16 protein-coding genes are annotated in these 17,148 nt (G+C 54.6%); 7 read left to right on the top strand and 9 right to left on the bottom strand.

What is annotated here, in order from left to right:
- Positions 1-15: 15 nt before the first annotated feature.
- The 6 genes from aroK to pilM form a co-directional block, all read right to left on the bottom strand.
- On the bottom strand, positions 16-537 hold the full coding sequence (gene aroK, locus AAGR08_RS00590) for a shikimate kinase AroK (RefSeq protein WP_008107887.1): 522 nt from the start codon (positions 535-537) through the stop codon (positions 16-18).
- A 481-nt stretch (positions 538-1,018) separates the two neighbouring features.
- Positions 1,019-2,278: a DNA uptake porin HofQ gene (gene hofQ / locus AAGR08_RS00585; protein ID WP_097095790.1), complete on the bottom strand. Its 1,260-nt coding sequence runs from the start codon at positions 2,276-2,278 to the stop codon at positions 1,019-1,021.
- Complete coding sequence (locus tag AAGR08_RS00580; RefSeq protein ID WP_345827928.1) at positions 2,220-2,600, bottom strand: HofP DNA utilization family protein; 381 nt, start codon at positions 2,598-2,600, stop codon at positions 2,220-2,222. Before AAGR08_RS00580 ends, hofQ begins: the two co-directional genes overlap by 59 nt.
- The gene (locus tag AAGR08_RS00575) at positions 2,590-3,084 is read right to left on the bottom strand and encodes a hypothetical protein (protein ID WP_097095788.1); all 495 of its coding nucleotides are present in this window, start codon (positions 3,082-3,084) and stop codon (positions 2,590-2,592) included. The genes AAGR08_RS00580 and AAGR08_RS00575 overlap by 11 nt, the downstream gene beginning before the upstream one ends.
- On the bottom strand, positions 3,077-3,622 hold the full coding sequence (locus AAGR08_RS00570) for a PilN domain-containing protein (RefSeq protein ID WP_345827927.1): 546 nt from the start codon (positions 3,620-3,622) through the stop codon (positions 3,077-3,079). The genes AAGR08_RS00575 and AAGR08_RS00570 overlap by 8 nt, the downstream gene beginning before the upstream one ends.
- On the bottom strand, positions 3,619-4,428 hold the full coding sequence (pilM, locus tag AAGR08_RS00565) for a pilus assembly protein PilM (RefSeq protein ID WP_345827926.1): 810 nt from the start codon (positions 4,426-4,428) through the stop codon (positions 3,619-3,621). The genes AAGR08_RS00570 and pilM overlap by 4 nt, the downstream gene beginning before the upstream one ends.
- Before the next feature lie 149 nt (positions 4,429-4,577).
- Between pilM and mrcA the strand changes: the two genes are divergently transcribed.
- Positions 4,578-7,124: a peptidoglycan glycosyltransferase/peptidoglycan DD-transpeptidase MrcA gene (gene mrcA / locus AAGR08_RS00560; RefSeq protein ID WP_097095786.1), complete on the top strand. Its 2,547-nt coding sequence runs from the start codon at positions 4,578-4,580 to the stop codon at positions 7,122-7,124.
- 52 nt (positions 7,125-7,176) lie between these two features.
- Here mrcA and nudE read toward each other — a convergent pair whose 3' ends face one another.
- Positions 7,177-7,743, bottom strand: coding sequence for an ADP compounds hydrolase NudE (gene nudE, locus AAGR08_RS00555; RefSeq protein ID WP_345827925.1), 567 nt, complete (start codon positions 7,741-7,743; stop codon positions 7,177-7,179).
- Positions 7,744-8,140: 397 nt separating this feature from the next.
- On the opposite strand from nudE, the gene AAGR08_RS00550 reads away from it, so the two are divergent.
- From AAGR08_RS00550 to pckA, 5 genes are all read left to right on the top strand, one after another.
- Positions 8,141-10,282 (top strand): intracellular growth attenuator family protein, encoded by a 2,142-nt coding sequence (locus AAGR08_RS00550; RefSeq protein ID WP_097095784.1) that lies wholly within the window; start codon positions 8,141-8,143, stop codon positions 10,280-10,282.
- 53 nt (positions 10,283-10,335) lie between these two features.
- On the top strand, positions 10,336-11,004 hold the full coding sequence (yrfG, locus tag AAGR08_RS00545) for a GMP/IMP nucleotidase (RefSeq protein ID WP_345827924.1): 669 nt from the start codon (positions 10,336-10,338) through the stop codon (positions 11,002-11,004).
- 13 nt (positions 11,005-11,017) lie between these two features.
- Positions 11,018-11,419 (top strand): ribosome-associated heat shock protein Hsp15, encoded by a 402-nt coding sequence (hslR, locus tag AAGR08_RS00540; RefSeq protein WP_097095782.1) that lies wholly within the window; start codon positions 11,018-11,020, stop codon positions 11,417-11,419.
- Positions 11,420-11,443: 24 nt separating this feature from the next.
- Positions 11,444-12,316 (top strand): Hsp33 family molecular chaperone HslO, encoded by an 873-nt coding sequence (gene hslO, locus AAGR08_RS00535; RefSeq protein ID WP_097095781.1) that lies wholly within the window; start codon positions 11,444-11,446, stop codon positions 12,314-12,316.
- Between the two features lie 274 nt (positions 12,317-12,590).
- Complete coding sequence (gene pckA, locus AAGR08_RS00530) at positions 12,591-14,210, top strand: phosphoenolpyruvate carboxykinase (ATP) (protein WP_345827922.1); 1,620 nt, start codon at positions 12,591-12,593, stop codon at positions 14,208-14,210.
- A 74-nt stretch (positions 14,211-14,284) separates the two neighbouring features.
- On the opposite strand, the gene envZ is transcribed toward pckA, so the two are convergent.
- Both envZ and ompR read right to left on the bottom strand, forming a co-directional pair.
- Positions 14,285-15,649, bottom strand: a complete 1,365-nt coding sequence (envZ, locus tag AAGR08_RS00525; RefSeq protein WP_097095779.1) for a two-component system sensor histidine kinase EnvZ — start codon at positions 15,647-15,649, stop codon at positions 14,285-14,287.
- Positions 15,646-16,365: a two-component system response regulator OmpR gene (gene ompR, locus AAGR08_RS00520; protein ID WP_001157751.1), complete on the bottom strand. Its 720-nt coding sequence runs from the start codon at positions 16,363-16,365 to the stop codon at positions 15,646-15,648. Before ompR ends, envZ begins: the two co-directional genes overlap by 4 nt.
- Before the next feature lie 512 nt (positions 16,366-16,877).
- Between ompR and yjbE the strand changes: the two genes are divergently transcribed.
- Positions 16,878-17,120 (top strand): exopolysaccharide production protein YjbE, encoded by a 243-nt coding sequence (gene yjbE / locus AAGR08_RS00515; RefSeq protein ID WP_345827915.1) that lies wholly within the window; start codon positions 16,878-16,880, stop codon positions 17,118-17,120.
- The last annotated feature ends 28 nt before the right edge of the window (positions 17,121-17,148 follow it).

Here is a 17,148-nt window from a genome sequence, read left to right as displayed (position 1 = left end):
CCTCAGGGCGCTGGATTAGTTCTTTTCCAGCATGTTGATGATCTGATTGGCCACCACTTTTGCACTCTGATCGTCAGTGCGAATAGTGACATCAGCGATCTCTTCATAAAGCGGATTACGTTCACCTGCCAGCGCTTCCAGTACTTCGCGCGGCGGTGATTCAACCTGCAACAGCGGACGCTTTTTATCACGCTGGGTACGAGCAAGCTGCTTTTCGATGGTGGTTTCAAGGTACACGACCACACCGCGGGCGGAGAGACGATTACGGGTCTCGCGGGATTTGACTGAGCCGCCACCTGTCGCCAGGACAATGCCCTGCTTCTCGGTCAGCTCATTAATGATCTTTTCTTCACGATCGCGGAAGCCTTCTTCGCCTTCCACATCAAATACCCAGCCTACATCCGCTCCGGTGCGTCGCTCAATTTCCTGATCGGAATCGAAAAATTCCATATTGAGTTGCTGAGCCAACTGACGACCAATAGTGCTTTTGCCGGCACCCATCGGCCCAACCAGAAAGATATTGCGTTTCTCTGCCATTTTATCGGTATTACTAAGAATTCGTTGATGATACCCCGCGTTCAGCATAGCTGGCGGGACAGGAACTGAGACCTCATGAGCGTTAACAAGAGTCAGACGGAAAATTATCTCAACACTCATGGCCGTTTGGCAACCGAATAAATTGCCCCCGGCGACCTCTTAACAGGACCGGTCTGTGGTTCGCGAGACGGTAACGCACCTCCGCTAATCCATCCTATTTCACGCTACAGGTCCGCTGGCTGGGGTCATTCACCCTAATCACTTACCTGGGTAAGCACTGTGAATTCACTCATTTAACGCCTTCCTGCAACTCGAATTATTTTGGAGATATTTCTTTTGACGCCAGTATCGCTTGTGACCGACGTCATTCGGAAGGTTATTCTGCCGCGTTCCGTTACACCGTTTTGAAAATCGCTAAACCTTGTAAGCTAATTCCTGCCCTGCGTCAACGCAGTTGGCTTCACAGAACGAATTTTCCGCTTTATCCGGCGGAAAGCGCTGCTTCCCTGACCAGTCTGGGGGTAATAAAGATAACCAGCTCCTTTTTTTTCTGTTCGTCGGTCTGATGGCTGAACAAATTTCCCAGTAGCGGTAGCTCGCCCAGCCAGGGGACGCGTTTTGCACTCTGCGTACGCTGCTGCTGGAAAATACCGCCGAGCGCTAAAGTTTCGCCATCACGCAGCGTTACCTGGGTTTCAATCTCCTGCTTATCGATGCTGAGCACCTGATTATCGCCAATATTCACGCTGCGCCCGGGTAAATTCTGGCTCAGTTTTAATTTGAGCTGTATTCGACCATTACCCAGCACCACGGGCGTCACCTCCATGCCCAGCACCGCCTCTTTAAATTCGATCGCCGTTGCCCCGCTGTTGCCAGACTTCACCTCATAAGGGATTTCCGTACCTTGTTTGATCGTGGCGGTTTGTTGATGGGCGGTAAATAGCCGCGGGCTGGCGATAATTTCGATTTGGTTCTCCTGCTCTAGCGCGCTTAACTCCAGGTTTAACAGTTCACCACTAACCTGACCAAGTGTGACGCCGGCACGAAGCGCCGGATTACCCACCGCCAATGGAATATCCAACAGGGGATTTCTCAGCGCCTGAGTGACAACATCTGCCGGAGATGTGCCCCAGTTAACGCCGAGTTCACGCAGATGTTCTTCGTTGATGGTGACGATATGCGCGGCAAGTTCCACCTGCTCCAGCGGTAAATCCAACGCTTTTATCCACCGCTCGGTCTCACGTAGCGCTTGTGCAGTATCGCGCAGCAGCAAACTATTGGTGCGACTGTCCACGGTGACGCTGCCGCGCGCTGTCATCAGCGAGGGCTCAGCCTGCAGGCTGCGGTAAATATCGCTGGCGCTGGCGTAATGCAGCGTCACGCTTTGCTGCTCCAGCGGGGTTTGTTGCTGTTTCTCTTCACGCTCGGCCTGTGCCTGCTGTATCTGCAGCTGTTGCCAGCTTTCCGGGTAGACCAGCAGCACGCCTTCTTCCTGCACGACGGTGAGTTTTGCCATCTGCGTCACTAATGCCAGCGCGCGTTGCCAATCAACGTTATCTAACCGCAGCGATAACCGGCCCTCAACGCCCGGCGCAATGAGCAAGTTAATCTCCTGATAATCCGCTAGCGCCTGCAAAATGCGCTCAACCGGCGCATCGTCAAATACCAGACTTAAGCGATCGTCACTGGCGCGCAGCGGCGCGCTTAGGCACAGCAACATCAGTACCATCATCCATTTCATAAAAACCTCCTTTTATTACCCATGTTATTTGCTGAGGTGGACAGCGTTGGACGGCACTTAACACCAGCGTGTGTGCCGTTAGCTGCTGCACTCGCCAGGGCGGCAGCGGAAAAGGCTGGTTCTCAATGAGCCGATGGCTTTTACCTTGCGGTGAAATCAGCCATGCCACGTAGTGCGGCGGCACGCCAACAATGCCTTGCAGGCGCCAGCCTTCCGGTGCACTGGCCGGTGCCTGGCATAGGTTCTCGGTCAGCGGCTGAAAGGGATCGCGTGCCAGCGCCAGAGAGGTACATAGCAGTAACAGCAAGCCGCTACTCCGCATCGTCACTCTCCAGCCAAAACTGCGTGTTCAATACGCCTTGCTCTGCTTGCAGCTGAAAACGTTGCGGCACGGGTAAAGAGGTGCTGGCTAACTCGCTAAACAGCGGCAAAAATTGCGGCCAAATCAGTCGCAGCTGAAGCTGCTGTGGCTGGCTGTCCGGCTGCCAGGCTTCCAGCTGCTTACCGCGTGCAGCCACGATTTTTTCCAGAGTTTGTGGTGCTTCGCTGCCCGTTACGGGTTGTTGCAGCGCAACTATCTCCGCCTCTAAGGCAGCAATGCTGGGGAGAGAAGTCAGTTTTTGCTGTCGCTGTTGCTGCTGTTGTTCCATCTGCTCAATCTTTCGCTCTTGTGCCTCACGCATTAGCTGCTGCGGACGAAGCAGCACGAGCCACGCCAGCGCGAAGAGCAGCAGTGACGGCAACATCGCCCCGGCAATGCGCCACGGTAGCGTCAGCGTCAGCCAGCGCTGCAGGAGATCATTCATCTGCCAACTCCTGCACGCGTGCATGCAGAGCAAAACGGTAGTCGCCGCTGACCTGCCGTTGTACACCGCCCTGCCTCACACTGGAAAAAAGCGGCTGCGTCATTAGCTGGTGGCGAAAGTCACTCACGGCCGCCATGCTCTGCGCCTGACCTTCCAGCATGAGTTGCCCTTGTCGACGTTCGAGTCGGTTCAGCCACAAGGTTTCAGGCATCAATTCCGGCAGCTGCTGCCAGAAACCTTGCCAGCGCCGATGCTGGGCCTGTCGTTGCTGCTCGGCGCGCTGCGTCTGCAGCAATGATTCACGCTGTTGAAGCAGGGATTGCTGCTTTTCCAGCTGTTGTTGCAGCGCGTTAAGGATAAAAGTGATATCCATCAGCTGCTCCAACTGCTGCTGCCGCGTAGCGAACCCGCGCCACCACAGCATTAGCAGCATGAACAAGGTCAACATTAAGGTGAGCATCAGCAGCGTTATGCTCTGTTTTCGCTGGCGCTGCTGCTGATGCAGGCGCCAGGGCAGTAAATTGACCGCCAGCATCATGAATCCTCCGGTCGCAGAGCCAAACCCAGCGCGACGGTAAAATCACCTTCCTGCGCAGGTAAAGGTGGTTGGAGATAGTGCAACAGCGTCAACGGCTGGCAGCGCTGAACCTGCTCTTCCGGCAGGACGGCTGTTGATGTGCAAAATACGGTTTCCATCTGCGGGAACGTTTCATGCAATAGCGCAAACGTGAGGGGTTCAGTGGCTGCGCCAGACGAGGTGCTTTCACCGGCGAGCGTCCATAACCAGTGATCGCTGAGCGGATGAATCAGCAGCTGGTTATGTCGCAAAGGCATGCGCATGGCGATTTGCGTGAGCGCCAAACTGCTCAACTCGAATACGTCTGGTTTCAGGCCCGCCTGCTGCAAGGGAGCCAGCCATTGCGCAATCACTTCGCGCCGCGCGGCGGTGACACACAGCTGCGAGGCTTTACCCGGCAAACGGTAATCCAGCGACAGCGAAGCGGGCTCGACAGGAAACAGACGTTGCGCGGAAGCCGCTACATAGCGACTCAGCGCAGGCTCACAGAGCGAGGTTTCAGGCAGCGGCAAGGTGCGTTGCAATACCAGCTGCGGCGGCAGGCCAACGCGCAGTGAGTAACGCTTCGGCAGATGGCGCTGCCAGCGCCCTAACATATCCAGTAACGCAGGCGTGGTTTGCAGCACGCCGTTTCTTAACGTATCTTGCGGCAGCGTTTGTTGCCACCAATGTCGCAACTGCCAACCGTGACGTCGGCGTTCAATGCCAAGGGCACAGATTTGCCCGTTTTGGATGTCCAGTCCGATTTGCCAGCGCTGAAAAGCCATGTGCGCGATCTCCTTATCGTTGAAGGTAATGAGCTCCAATACCCGGGCAACTTCAAGTCTGACGGGTATATCAAAGCGTCAGGCTTGTCTTTATACTACCGCGCGGTTGCTTATAAACTGCTCAAACGACAACAGATGGGAATTCTCAGGTGAAGTTCGTAAAGTATTTATTGATCCTTGCAGTGTGTTGCATCTTGCTGGGAGCCGGCACGGTTTATGGTTTGTACAAATACATAGAGCCGCAGCTGCCCGATGTGAACACATTGAAAGATGTGCGCCTGCAAACCCCTATGCAGGTTTACAGCGCAGATGGCGAACTGATCGCCCAGTATGGTGAGAAGCGTCGTGTCCCGCTGACGCTGCAGCAGATGCCGCCTGAACTCATCAAAGCGTTTATTGCCACCGAAGATAGCCGTTTTTACGAGCATCATGGTGTTGATCCGGTGGGCATCTTTCGTGCAGCCAGTATCGCGCTGATGTCCGGCCATGCTTCGCAGGGTGCAAGTACCATTACCCAGCAGTTGGCGCGTAACTTCTTCCTCAGTCCGGAACGCACTTTGATGCGTAAAATTAAGGAAGCGTTCCTGGCCATTCGCATCGAACAGCTGCTAAGCAAAGATGAAATTCTTGAGTTGTACCTCAACAAGATCTATCTCGGCTATCGCGCTTATGGCGTTGGCGCTGCAGCGCAGGTCTATTTTGGCAAATCGATTGATCAGCTGTCGCTGAGCGAAATGGCAGTGATTGCCGGATTGCCAAAGGCACCGTCGACTTTCAACCCGCTTTATTCTCACGCGCGTGCGCTTTCACGTCGTAATGTGGTGCTGGCGCGTATGCTGGATCAAAACTACATCACCCAGCAGCAGTATGACGAAGCCCGCAACACGCCGTTGACGGCCAGCTATCACGGCCCGGAAATCGCGTTCTCAGCACCTTACTTGAGTGAAATGGTGCGCCAGGAGATGGTGAAGCGCTACGGTGATGGCGCGTATGAAGATGGCTATAAGGTTTATACCACCGTCACCCGTCGTCTGCAGGAAGCCGCGCAGCAGGCCGTGCGTAACAATGTGCTGGCATATGACATGCGCCACGGCTATCGCGGTCCGACCAATGTGCTGTGGAAACCAGGCGAAGCCAGTTGGGATAGAACCCGAATTCTTAAGGCCCTGAAAGATCTTCCTACTTACGGTCCACTCAACGCAGCCGTGATTACCAGTGCTAATGCCGAAGAAGCCACTGCAACGTTGAAAGATGGCAGCAGTGTTTCCATAGGAATGGCGGGCGTGCGATGGGCGCGTGCTTACAAATCGGATACGCTTCAGGGACCCACACCGCGCAGCCTGACGCAGGTGCTGCAAGCGGGCCAGCAGATTTGGGTACGCAAGGTAGACAATGCCTGGTGGCTGGCTCAGGTGCCGGTGGTGAACTCCGCTCTGGTTTCGCTCAATCCAGAAGATGGTGCTGTTCGCGCGTTAGTCGGTGGCTTCGACTTCAACCAGAGCATGTTCAACCGTGCCACACAAGCGCTGCGTCAGGTCGGTTCCAATATTAAACCGTTCCTGTATACCGCAGCGATGGATCGCGGTTTAACGCTGGCTTCCATTTTGAATGACGTGCCGATTTCGCGCTGGGATGCCGGTGCAGGTGCCGACTGGCGTCCGAAAAACTCACCGCCAACTTACGCTGGTCCGATTCGTTTGCGTCAGGGCCTGGGCGAGTCGAAAAACGTGGTGATGGTGCGTGCGATGCGTGCGATGGGCGTTGATTACGCGGCAGAGTATCTGCAGCGTTTCGGCTTCCCGGCGCAGAACATCGTGCATACCGAATCGTTAGCGTTAGGCGCGGCGTCGTTCACACCAATGCAGGTGGTGCGCGGCTACGCCGTAATGGCTAACGGCGGCTTCCTGGTCGATCCGTACTTCATCACTAAGATTGAGAATGAACAAGGCGGCGTGATCTTCGAAGAGAAACCCAAAATTGCCTGCCCGCAGTGCAACTTGCCGGTGATCTATGGCGACACGAAAAAGTCTGTCGCACTGAATGAAGAGAGCATAGAGAATGTTGCCACCTCCGATCAGTCGCAGAACCAGACCGTGCCGCAGCCAGAACTTGAGCAGGTGCCTGCGCAACCGCAATCGGGTGGCGATCAGCAATATGCACCGCACGTCATTAATACGCCACTGTCGTTCCTGATCAAGAGCGCGCTGAACAGTAATATCTTTGGTGAACCCGGCTGGATGGGAACGGGCTGGCGCGCGGGCCGCGACCTGAAACGTAATGATATCGGAGGTAAAACCGGTACCACTAACAGCTCGAAAGATGCGTGGTTCTCCGGTTACGGCCCGGGTGTTGTCACGTCGGTGTGGATTGGCTTTGATGATTCACGCGCACTGGGTCGTTCAACCATGTCAGGTGCGATTCCGGATCAAATCTCCGGCTACGAAGGCGGCGCGAAGAGTGCGCAACCTGCGTGGGACGATTATATGAAATCAGCGCTGGAAGGCGTACCGGTGCAACCGCTGACTCCGCCAGATGGCGTGGTCACTGTTAATATTGATCGCAGTACCGGCAAACTGGCCAATGGCGGTAACTCGCGCCAGGAGTATTTCATCAACGGTACGCAGCCAACGGAATATTCGGTTCATGATGTCGGCACTACCATCATGGACAATGGCCAAAGCCACGAACTGTTCTGATCAAAAAAGCCGGCAAATCTGCCGGCTTTCTTTTTTAGACGAGACTGCAATGTTAATAGCTTAAACGGCCCTGCTTCACCAGCCACTCACGCACCATAAACAGAGCGCTGACATTACGTGCTTCGCGGAAGTCGGGTTCTTCCAACAGTGCCAGCAGATTCTTCAACGGCCAGCGATAGACAATCAACGGTTCCGGCTCATCGCCCTCCAGCTTCTCTTCGTACAAGCCTTCCGCCACCACAATATTCATTTTGCTGGAGAAGTAAGACGGCGCCATGGTCAGCTTGCCCAGCGCTTCCAGCTTAGTGGCACCGAATCCCGCCTCTTCTTTCAATTCACGATCGGCAGCCTCAAATGCGCTCTCGCCGGGATCGATCAGCCCTTTAGGAAAACCCAGTTCGTAGCTTTCCAGGCCTACCGCGTATTCCTGAATCAGGATCACGTCATCACCGATAATTGGCACAATCATCACTGCTTCACGATCGGAAGGCTTCATACGCTCATAGACACGGCGCTCGCCATTGCTGAAAGCGAGGTCGACCGCTTCAATAGTGAATAAGCGGGAGCGGGCAACCGCTTCCACATTGAGGATGTCAGGTTTTTTCATGGGGGTTTTCATATCAGCCTCAAACTTAGCACAACCCTGTGAAACGTGATGACGCCAGCATACCTAAGCCCGAACCATTGTGCGACTCACCGTGTAGGTAAACTATGGTGACACATATCCACTTACTGCTACTAACAACTTCTTGTTATCTATGAAGTTAAAAATTCACAATAAGTCAACGGTGTTTTGTTAAATTCAGAAAATACCGATTTTTAATTGAGTCGCAGCTCGTTAACATCCCGTTAAGGAATAATCTAACAAACTATAATTAAATGATTTTGCGCGTTATTTTATCTGACTTTTCCCTTGTCAGAATGACATCTGCTCGCCAAAATTGACTTGTATTGATGGATTCATCGGGAGTACATCGTAAACGTGAAGGCAGTTTTTTGGCTGGATTGAGCAAAGCATGAGCACTTACATTGTCATTCTGGCTGTCATGCTCGCCTGTTCGTTACTTGCAGGTATCGGCTACTGGTACGCTATGCGGCATCGTCCGCCGTTGGCGAAACCGCTGCCGTTTATCAGTCCTCCAAATCGCAAACTCACCGATGAAGAACGCAGCGCGGTAGAAAAGTACATTGCGCTACTGGCAAAACAGCATGACCAGCAGAGTTCACGATCCGCAAAGAAGCCGCGTGAATCCGAAGCGTTAACGCTCACCGCGCAGAGCAATAATGTTTATCCCGTCACCCGCGCGATTACACGCTATGGCCTCTCCACCGACGATCCGCAGAAATGGCGCTACTATCTCGATGAAGTAGAAGTGCATTTGCCGCCGCTGTGGGAGCAGTACATCGCGGATGAAAACTACGTTGAACTGATTCGCACGCAAACCCTGCCGCTGGTGATTTCGCTTAACGGCCATTCGCTGGTGAATTACGCGATTGAACAACCGGCACTGCCCCCGCTGGTGCGCCCTATATCAACCAACGCTTCAATTCGTAAAGAAGAGAGCGAAAACGTTGAACTGCTGCAGGTGCGCAAAGAGACCGCCGAAGAGTATCAGCTATCTCGCGCAGACGGCACGCGCGAAGCGGTAGCGATCTGTTTCGCTTTCCTGCTGTTCTTCCTTAGTCTGGTGCTGCCCGGCAGCTTAATGGTGTGGATTGCGGTGCTCGGCTGCCTGATGATCGCCGTCAGCCTATGGTTTCTCTACCGCTTCCCGGGTGCGAAAGGCCTGCGCGACGTGCACTGTCTGCGCGGTGCGCCAAAGCGCTGGGGCTTGTTCGGGGAATCAAACCAGGAGCAGAGCAATATCTCCCTCGGCATTATCGATCTCATCTACCCCGCGCACTGGCAGCCTTATGTGGCGCATGATTTAGGCCAGACCACCGATGTGGAGATGTACCTTAATCGTCAGGTGGTGCGTCAGGGGCGTTTCCTGTCACTGCAGGACGAAGTGCGTAACTTCCCGGTACAGCGCTGGCGTAAAAATCTGGTGCTGGCGTGCGGTTCGCTGCTGGTGCTGGTAATGCTCTTTACCTGGATTCCCCTCAGCATGCCGCTCAAACTCAGCTTTGCATGGGTGAAAGGCACTGAAAGCATTGAGGTCAACAGCGTAGACAAACTCAATGCCCTGCCCTTACACATTGGTGACAGCCTGAAAGTCGGCGGTACCGGCATGTGTTCGGTGCCAGGTAACTATCAAAGCAACCGCAGCTACGCTTACATGCCGTTCGACTGCTCAGCCATTTACTGGAACAACGCGCCTGCGCTGCCCCTGCCGCAGTCCGATATTATCGATAAAGCCGCGGCGCTGCTTGATACCACCACGCGCCAGCTGCATCCGGAAACCAATACCGATCCAAAACTTAATCCGCAGCTAGCCTCGGCAATTCAAAAATCCGGCATGATTCTGCTGGATGATTTCTCCGATCTCGTACTGAAAACGCAAGAGCTGTGCAGCCAGCAACAGGATTGCGTGCGCCTGAAAAATGCGCTGGTGAACCTCGGTAACGCCAAAGATTGGGATTCGCTGATCCACCGCGCAGATTCCGGCAAACTTAATGGCATGAACGTGCTGCTGCGCCCGGTAAGTGCGGAAGCGCTGGAAAACCTGGTCAACACCGCGACGTCAACCTTCTTCTCGCGTGAAACGCGTCGCGCTGCGGAAAATCTCAATAGCCCGCCGCCGGGTGGCTTCCTGATTATCAGTGATGAAGGCCGCCAGATGGTGACGCAGCCGCAGCCATCAGTATCGCTGTTTGATCTTGACGCCCCCTCGCAGTGGCGCGAGCTACAGCGCATGTCGGAAATGCTGCTGCATACGCCTTTCGCCGCCAGCGGCATCATCACCAGCATTACCACCGATGCCAACGGCACGCGCCATATCGCACTGCATAATGAGCCGGATGCCATGGCGCAATGGCGCTATTTAGGCACCGCGTTGCTGATGCTGGTGCTGATTGCCAGCGCGGTCATCAACGGCTTGCTGGCGCTGCGTCGCATTCATCGTAATCGTCTGCGTATGGCCGAAATCCAGCAGTATTACGACAAGTGCTTCAACCACAATCTGAACACGATGCAGAGCGTGCGCTCGCTGTTCTGAGCCCTCCCCTTCTGTGCTACCCTGTCGCCCACTTTTTTGCGGCGAGAACGAAAATGCAGGTTACGCTTAACTGGTCAGAGATTGATACCGTGCTGCTGGATATGGACGGCACGCTACTCGATCTCGCTTTCGATCGTCACTTCTGGCTGGAACACGTTCCTGAAACGCTGAGCCGTGAGCGCGCTATCACGCTGAGCGAAGCGCATCAGCTTATTCAGCAGAAGTATCAGGCCGTGGTGCATACGCTAAACTGGTATTGTCTCGATTACTGGTCGCAGGAGCTGGCGCTGGATATTCGTGCCATGACGTTGGAAAAGCGCCAGCGCGCGGCGATGCGTGAAGATACCCTGCCGCTGCTGCAGGCGCTGCGCGCCGCCGGCAAACGCACCATTTTGTTAACCAATGCGCATCCTTATAATCTTGATGTGAAGCTGGAGCAGACCGGATTAGCTGCCCACCTTGATTTATTACTTTCTACCCATACCTTTGGATATCCGAAAGAGGATCCGCGTCTCTGGCAGGCCGTCCAGCAGCACACCGCGTTTGATAGTTCGCGCACGCTATTCATTGATGACAGCGAAGCGATTCTGGATGCGGCGACAAGCTGGGGCATTCGCTGGTGCTTAGGCGTCAGCAATCCGGATTCCGGTCGGCCCGATCAATCTTTCCAGCGTCATCCGGCGGTACGAGATTATCGTCAACTGTGTGAGACGCTGCGTTAAAGCAGGAGCCGCAATGAAAGAAAAAATCAGCGAAGGCGTCCGCCTCGACAAATGGCTGTGGGCCGCACGCTTCTACAAAACGCGTGCGCTGGCGCGCGAAATGGTGGAAGGCGGCAAAGTGCATTACAACGGTCAGCGCAGCAAGCCCAGCAAATTAGTGGAGCTAAACGCCGAGTTGACGCTGCGCCAGGGCAATGACGAACGCACCGTGGTGATCACCGCGGTCACCGATCAACGTCGTCCTGCAACTGAAGCGCAAACGCTGTATGCCGAAACCGACGCCAGTATCGAAAAGCGTGAGAAAACCGCACTAGCGCGCAAGATGAATGCGTTAACCATGCCGCACCCCGATCGCCGCCCGGATAAGAAAGAGCGCCGCGATCTGATGAAGTTTAAATTGTCGGGCGATAAATAACGCGCCCCCAACGTGAGAAACACTATGTCTGCAAACGATCAACTGCACCGTTACCTGTTCGAAAATGTCGCCGTGCGCGGCGAGCTGGTTAACGTGACGGAAACCTGGCGTGAAATGATCAAAAATCACGACTACGTCGAGCCGGTAAAAACCTTGCTGGGCGAACTGCTGGTGGCCACCAGCTTGCTAACCGCTACGCTGAAGTTTGATGGCGATATCACCGTGCAGTTGCAGGGCGATGGCCCGCTGACGCTGGCAGTGATCAACGGTAACAACCGCCAGGAGCTGCGTGGCGTGGCGCAGGTGAAAGAAGATGCCGAGATCGCACCTCATAGCAGCCTAAAAGAGATGGTGGGTAACGGCTATCTGGTGATCACGATTTCACCAGAGAAAGGTGAACGTTATCAAGGCGTGGTGGGTCTGGAAGCGGATACCCTGGCAGGCTGCCTGGAAGATTACTTCATGCGTTCAGAACAGCTGCCAACCCGCCTGTTTATCCGCACCAGCGAAAAAGGCGCAGCGGGCATTTTGCTGCAGGTACTGCCTGCGCAAGAACCAAGCCTGGATGATTTCAATCACCTCGCCACGTTGACCGAAACCGTAAAAAGCGAAGAACTGATTGAGTTGCCTGCCACCGACGTACTGTGGCGCCTGTATCATCAGGAAGAAGCCACGGTGTTTGATCCATCACCGGTAAGCTTCAAATGCACTTGCTCACGCGAGCGCTGCGGCGAGGTGCTGAATACGCTGCCGGTTGAAGAAGTGGACGAAATCCTCGCAGAAGATGGCAAAATCGACATGCACTGCGACTACTGTGGTTCGCACTATGTTTACGATGCGGTAGATATTGCTGCCATTCGTAACGCGCCAACCAACAATAGCGATCAAGTGCATTAATTCCCTGCCGGGCGGTTTATCCGCCCGCATTTCCTTCTGAACGTATCCCTATCATTTATCACGGTTATTAGCTAAATAACGCTGACTTTAATTACATAAGTGGCAGATTTCTCTACTTGTCACGTTCCAGCTCGCATTTCTGACTATCTTCTCTTTTCCGCTGTGCTCATAAGAGTACACTGCGCGCGATCTGCCCTGCGCGGCTATGCGCGGCAGGAGGCAGAATCCCCCATAAAAATACGCAGTAACAGATACCGATTAAAGGAGCAGTCACATGCGCGTTAACGGCCTGACATCGCAAGACCTCGCCTCTATGGGCATCAGCGGCACCACCGAAGTGGTGTACAACCCTGATTTCGACACCCTGTTTCAGGAAGAAACTCGCCCAGAGCTGGAAGGTTATGCGCGAGGCATTCTGACGCAGAGCGGCGCGATTGCCGTGGATACCGGCATCTTCACCGGTCGCTCGCCCAAAGATAAATACATCGTACGAGACGACACCACGCGCGACACGCTGTGGTGGAACGATGTCGGCAACGGCAAAAATGATAACCAGCCGCTGTCACAGGAAACCTGGCAGGCGCTGAAAGATCGCTGCACGCAGCAGCTTTCCGGCAAACGTCTGTTTGTGGTTGATGCGTTCTGCGGTGCCAACCCCGACACGCGCCTGAGCGTGCGCTTCGTAATGGAAGTCGCATGGCAGGCGCACTTCGTCAAAAATATGTTTATTCGTCCGAGCGAAGCAGAACTGGCAGACTTCAAGCCGGATTTCGTGGTGATGAACGCGGCAAAGTGCACCAATCCGGACTGGCAGGCGCAGGGTCTGCACTCCGAAAACTTCGTTGCTTTCAACCTGACCGAGCGCATGCAGCTGATTGGCGGCACCTGGTACGGCGGCGAGATGAAGAAAGGTCTGTTCGCTATCATGAACTACCTGCTGCCGCTGAAGGGCATCGCGTCGATGCACTGTTCGGCGAACGTCGGCAAAGCGGGCGACGTGGCGGTATTCTTTGGCCTGTCCGGCACCGGCAAAACCACGTTGTCGACCGATCCGGATCGCCAGCTGATTGGCGATGACGAACACGGTTGGGATGACGATGGCGTGTTCAACTTTGAAGGTGGCTGCTACGCCAAAACCATCAATCTTTCTGAGCAGGCGGAGCCGGAAATCTATCGCGCCATCCGTCGTGATGCTCTGCTGGAAAACGTGGTGGTTCGCGCCGATGGCAGCGTTGATTATGCCGACGGCAGCAAGACCGAAAATACCCGCGTCTCCTACCCAATTGAGCATATCGAGAATATCGTGCAGCCGGTTTCAAAAGCGGGCCATGCGAAGCGGGTGATTTTCCTCACCGCCGATGCCTTTGGCGTGCTGCCGCCGGTTTCACGCTTAACGCCGGAGCAGACGCAATATCACTTCCTTTCGGGCTTTACCGCCAAACTGGCCGGCACCGAGCGCGGCGTAACGCAGCCGACGCCCACCTTCTCCGCCTGCTTCGGCGCGGCCTTCCTGACGCTGCATCCCACACAATATTCCGATGTGCTGGTAAAGCGTATGGAAGCGGCCGGTGCGCAGGCCTATCTGGTAAATACCGGCTGGAACGGCAGCGGCAAGCGTATCTCGCTGAAAGACACGCGCGCCATCATCAACGCGATTCTGGCCGGTGAGCTGGATGATGTTGAGACCGAAACGCTGCCGGTGTTCAACCTGCAGATGCCGAAAAGTTTACCGCAGGTGGAGAGTGCCATTCTCGATCCGCGCCGCAGCTGGCCGACAGAAGCCGCCTGGCAACAAGCCGCGCAGGATCTGGCGCAGCGCTTTATCACTAACTTTGAGAAGTACACGGATAACGAGGCGGGGAAAGCGCTGGTGCAGGCGGGTCCGCAGCTGTGATGTGAAACCCAGGTGGGCATAAATGCCCACCCTACAAATCCACCGATAGGGGGCGCATTCATGCGCACCTGGCATCAGACACTATGATTAATACTCACCACCGCAGTACTGCCGCTGCCTTCGGGGATCGGCAACCACGCGCGAATACGTAATCCACCGCGATCGCTTTCACCAATCTCCAGCGAACCGTCGTGCGCATCAATAATACGCTGCACAATTGCCAGACCGAGGCCGGTGCCGCTGGTGCTGCGTGCGCTATCGCCGCGCACAAACGGCTGGAACAGATGCTGTAGCTGATCCGGCTTAATGCCCGGACCATCATCTTCCACCTGGAACCACGCGCGGTTCAGCTCTTTGCCGCTGCTAACCTTAATCCAACCGTTACCGTAACGCGCCGCATTGACCACCAGATTCGCCAGCGCGCGCTTAATCGAAAGCGGGTTAATATCCAGCATTAAATCTTCGGACATCACCGCGTTCTCAATTTCACGCTCGTAGCCGCTCTCTGCCGCAACCACTTCACCCAGCACGCTGTTCAGGTCGGCACGTTCGGTCTGCATCTCTTGCCCGGTGCGCAGATAATCGATGAACTGCTCGATGATAGCGTTGCACTCTTCGATATCTTTGTTGATCGACTCCGCCAGATAACCATCCTGCTCACCCATCATTTCGGTGGCAAGGCGGATACGCGTCAGCGGCGTACGCAAGTCATGACTGACACCAGCCATCAGCAAGGTACGGTCGTCGGCCAACTGCTTCACGCCGGCCGCCATTTGGTTAAACGCACGCGTCACCGAACGCACTTCAGATGCGCCATACTCGCGCAGCGGTGGTGGAATAATGCCTTTCCCCACCTGCAACGCCGCATGTTCTAAATCGACCAGGGGTCGGTTTTGGATGCGGATAAACAGCCAGGCTCCGCCTATCGCCAGCAGCATAATCGCCAGCGTGTAGCGAAACAGCGGTGAGAAGTCGCCCTGATGGATTTCAGTGAGCGGTACGCGCACCCAGATATCCGGCGACAGCCAGGTTTTCAGCCACACCACCGGCGAGTTCTTATTCACTTCAACGCGCACATCGGTGGGGCCACCCAGCTGTTGGCCCATCTGTTCACTGAGGAATTCGTAATGCTGCGCCCAGCGCAAACCGCTCTCTTCCGCCGCCGCGTTGGTATACAACGAGATGCCCAGCTCACGATAAATTTCGCGTCGGAAAGCCGGAGGCACTTCCAACTGAGTTCCATCTTCCAGCTGCAGCCGATCGGTCATCAACATACGCACTTCGTACGCGAGAACCTTATTGAACTGCTGCAAACTGGGAAGAATGGCGAAATTGAGCACCACCAGATAGGTCGTTACCAGGCTGACGAACAGCAAGGTAACGATCAATAACAAGGTGCGGGCAAACGAACTGCGGGGTGAGAAGCGCAATCGCCTCATGCTTTGCTGCCGTCCGGAACGAATACGTAGCCAAGACCCCAAACGGTCTGGATATAGCGTGGATGCGCCGGATCTTCTTCCACCATACGACGCAGACGAGAAATCTGCACATCGATGGAGCGTTCCATCGCACTGTATTCGCGACCGCGCGCCAGATTCATCAGCTTATCGCGTGATAACGGCTCACGTGGATGGCTCACCAGCGCTTTCAGCACGGCAAATTCACCGCTGGTTAGCGGCATCGGCTCATCTTCGCGGAACATTTCGCGGGTACCGAGATTCAGCTTGAACTTACCGAAAGCGATAACCGCTTCTTCCTGCGAAGGCGCGCCTGGCAGTTCATTGGCCTGACGACGCAGCACGGCACGAATACGCGCCAGCAGCTCACGTGGGTTAAACGGTTTAGGAATGTAGTCATCCGCACCGATTTCCAGACCCACAATACGATCCACTTCTTCACCTTTTGCAGTGACCATAATGATCGGCATGGGGTTACTTTGACTGCGCAGACGACGGCAGATAGACAAACCATCTTCGCCCGGCAGCATTAAGTCGAGCACCATCAGATGGAAGGATTCACGGGTTAACAGTCGATCCATTTGCTCGGCGTTGGCAACGCTACGCACCTGAAAGCCCTGCTCGGTGAGATAGCGTTCCAGCAACGCACGCAGACGCATATCGTCATCGACGACCAGAATTTTGTAGTTCTCTTGCATGTTCAACTCCCAAAGGCGCCATTGCCTGAGCCAATATTGTTAAAAAAAGAGGCCCCAGTGTGACAGTCATTAATGGTTTATATTCTAGCCGAAATTGTTACAAAGCATATTAAACAGCAGCTTATATTTATTTTTAGCCCTGAAATGCGCTTCGCTTCGCGTTTTTTATCTGTGCTTTCAAGCCGCTTAGCGCTTATCTGAAAATTCGGCGCTTTTTCTTTCTGTTACTGGAATATTACACATTAAATCGCGGCCAGAACGGCATTCAGCGTGATTTGACTTAAGGTTGCGGTGCAGAATATCTCTGTACTGCGTCAAAGGCAGCATAAAATCTCGCGTCTGTCCTTTGTACCGCACATCTGCTCTCGGAATAATTCCACAGTGGAAAAAAACAAGACCAGCGTTAAATAAAGCTAGATAAATCAGGCAATAAACCCCTCTTTCTTATCACAACACGATCTCCGACACTGCAGTCGTACCTGCCGTTATTGAGTTCATGTGGAGAAAGAAAGATGAAAAAAACCGTTATTCTGCTGGGCGCACTGATGCTGACCAGCATCACTCAGGTTCAGGCTGCTACCAGCGCGGGCGAAGCGGCTGGCGCGCAGGCATCCACCACCGCGAAAGGTAATTCTGACGCTATTGGTATCGGCGCCGTTGGTGCATTGCTCGGCGTGGCCCTGGCCACCATGGGCGGCGGCGATAAAGGTAGCAGTGGTACCTCAACCACCACCACGACCGCGCCAGGCAAATAACACGTACGCGCACATCCGTCGTAGGGTC

Source organism: Pantoea sp. BRR-3P, from assembly GCF_039621635.1.
Taxonomy (GTDB): Bacteria; Pseudomonadota; Gammaproteobacteria; order Enterobacterales; family Enterobacteriaceae; genus Pantoea; species Pantoea floridensis.
Note: the sequence above shows the minus strand (reverse complement) of the source record. Positions and strands in the feature narration are given on the sequence as shown.

Coding starts and splice junctions, on each gene's coding strand:
- yrfG (WP_345827924.1), top strand. CDS start 10,336: ATGCAGGTTACGCTTAACTGGTCAGAGATTGATACCGTGCTGCTGGAT.
- hofQ (WP_097095790.1), bottom strand. CDS start 2,278: ATGAAATGGATGATGGTACTGATGTTGCTGTGCCTAAGCGCGCCGCTG.
- nudE (WP_345827925.1), bottom strand. CDS start 7,743: ATGAAAACCCCCATGAAAAAACCTGACATCCTCAATGTGGAAGCGGTT.
- pckA (WP_345827922.1), top strand. CDS start 12,591: ATGCGCGTTAACGGCCTGACATCGCAAGACCTCGCCTCTATGGGCATC.
- hslR (WP_097095782.1), top strand. CDS start 11,018: ATGAAAGAAAAAATCAGCGAAGGCGTCCGCCTCGACAAATGGCTGTGG.
- ompR (WP_001157751.1), bottom strand. CDS start 16,365: ATGCAAGAGAACTACAAAATTCTGGTCGTCGATGACGATATGCGTCTG.
- AAGR08_RS00580 (WP_345827928.1), bottom strand. CDS start 2,600: ATGCGGAGTAGCGGCTTGCTGTTACTGCTATGTACCTCTCTGGCGCTG.
- yjbE (WP_345827915.1), top strand. CDS start 16,878: ATGAAAAAAACCGTTATTCTGCTGGGCGCACTGATGCTGACCAGCATC.
- pilM (WP_345827926.1), bottom strand. CDS start 4,428: ATGGCTTTTCAGCGCTGGCAAATCGGACTGGACATCCAAAACGGGCAA.
- hslO (WP_097095781.1), top strand. CDS start 11,444: ATGTCTGCAAACGATCAACTGCACCGTTACCTGTTCGAAAATGTCGCC.
- AAGR08_RS00550 (WP_097095784.1), top strand. CDS start 8,141: ATGAGCACTTACATTGTCATTCTGGCTGTCATGCTCGCCTGTTCGTTA.
- AAGR08_RS00575 (WP_097095788.1), bottom strand. CDS start 3,084: ATGAATGATCTCCTGCAGCGCTGGCTGACGCTGACGCTACCGTGGCGC.
- aroK (WP_008107887.1), bottom strand. CDS start 537: ATGGCAGAGAAACGCAATATCTTTCTGGTTGGGCCGATGGGTGCCGGC.
- envZ (WP_097095779.1), bottom strand. CDS start 15,649: ATGAGGCGATTGCGCTTCTCACCCCGCAGTTCGTTTGCCCGCACCTTG.
- AAGR08_RS00570 (WP_345827927.1), bottom strand. CDS start 3,622: ATGATGCTGGCGGTCAATTTACTGCCCTGGCGCCTGCATCAGCAGCAG.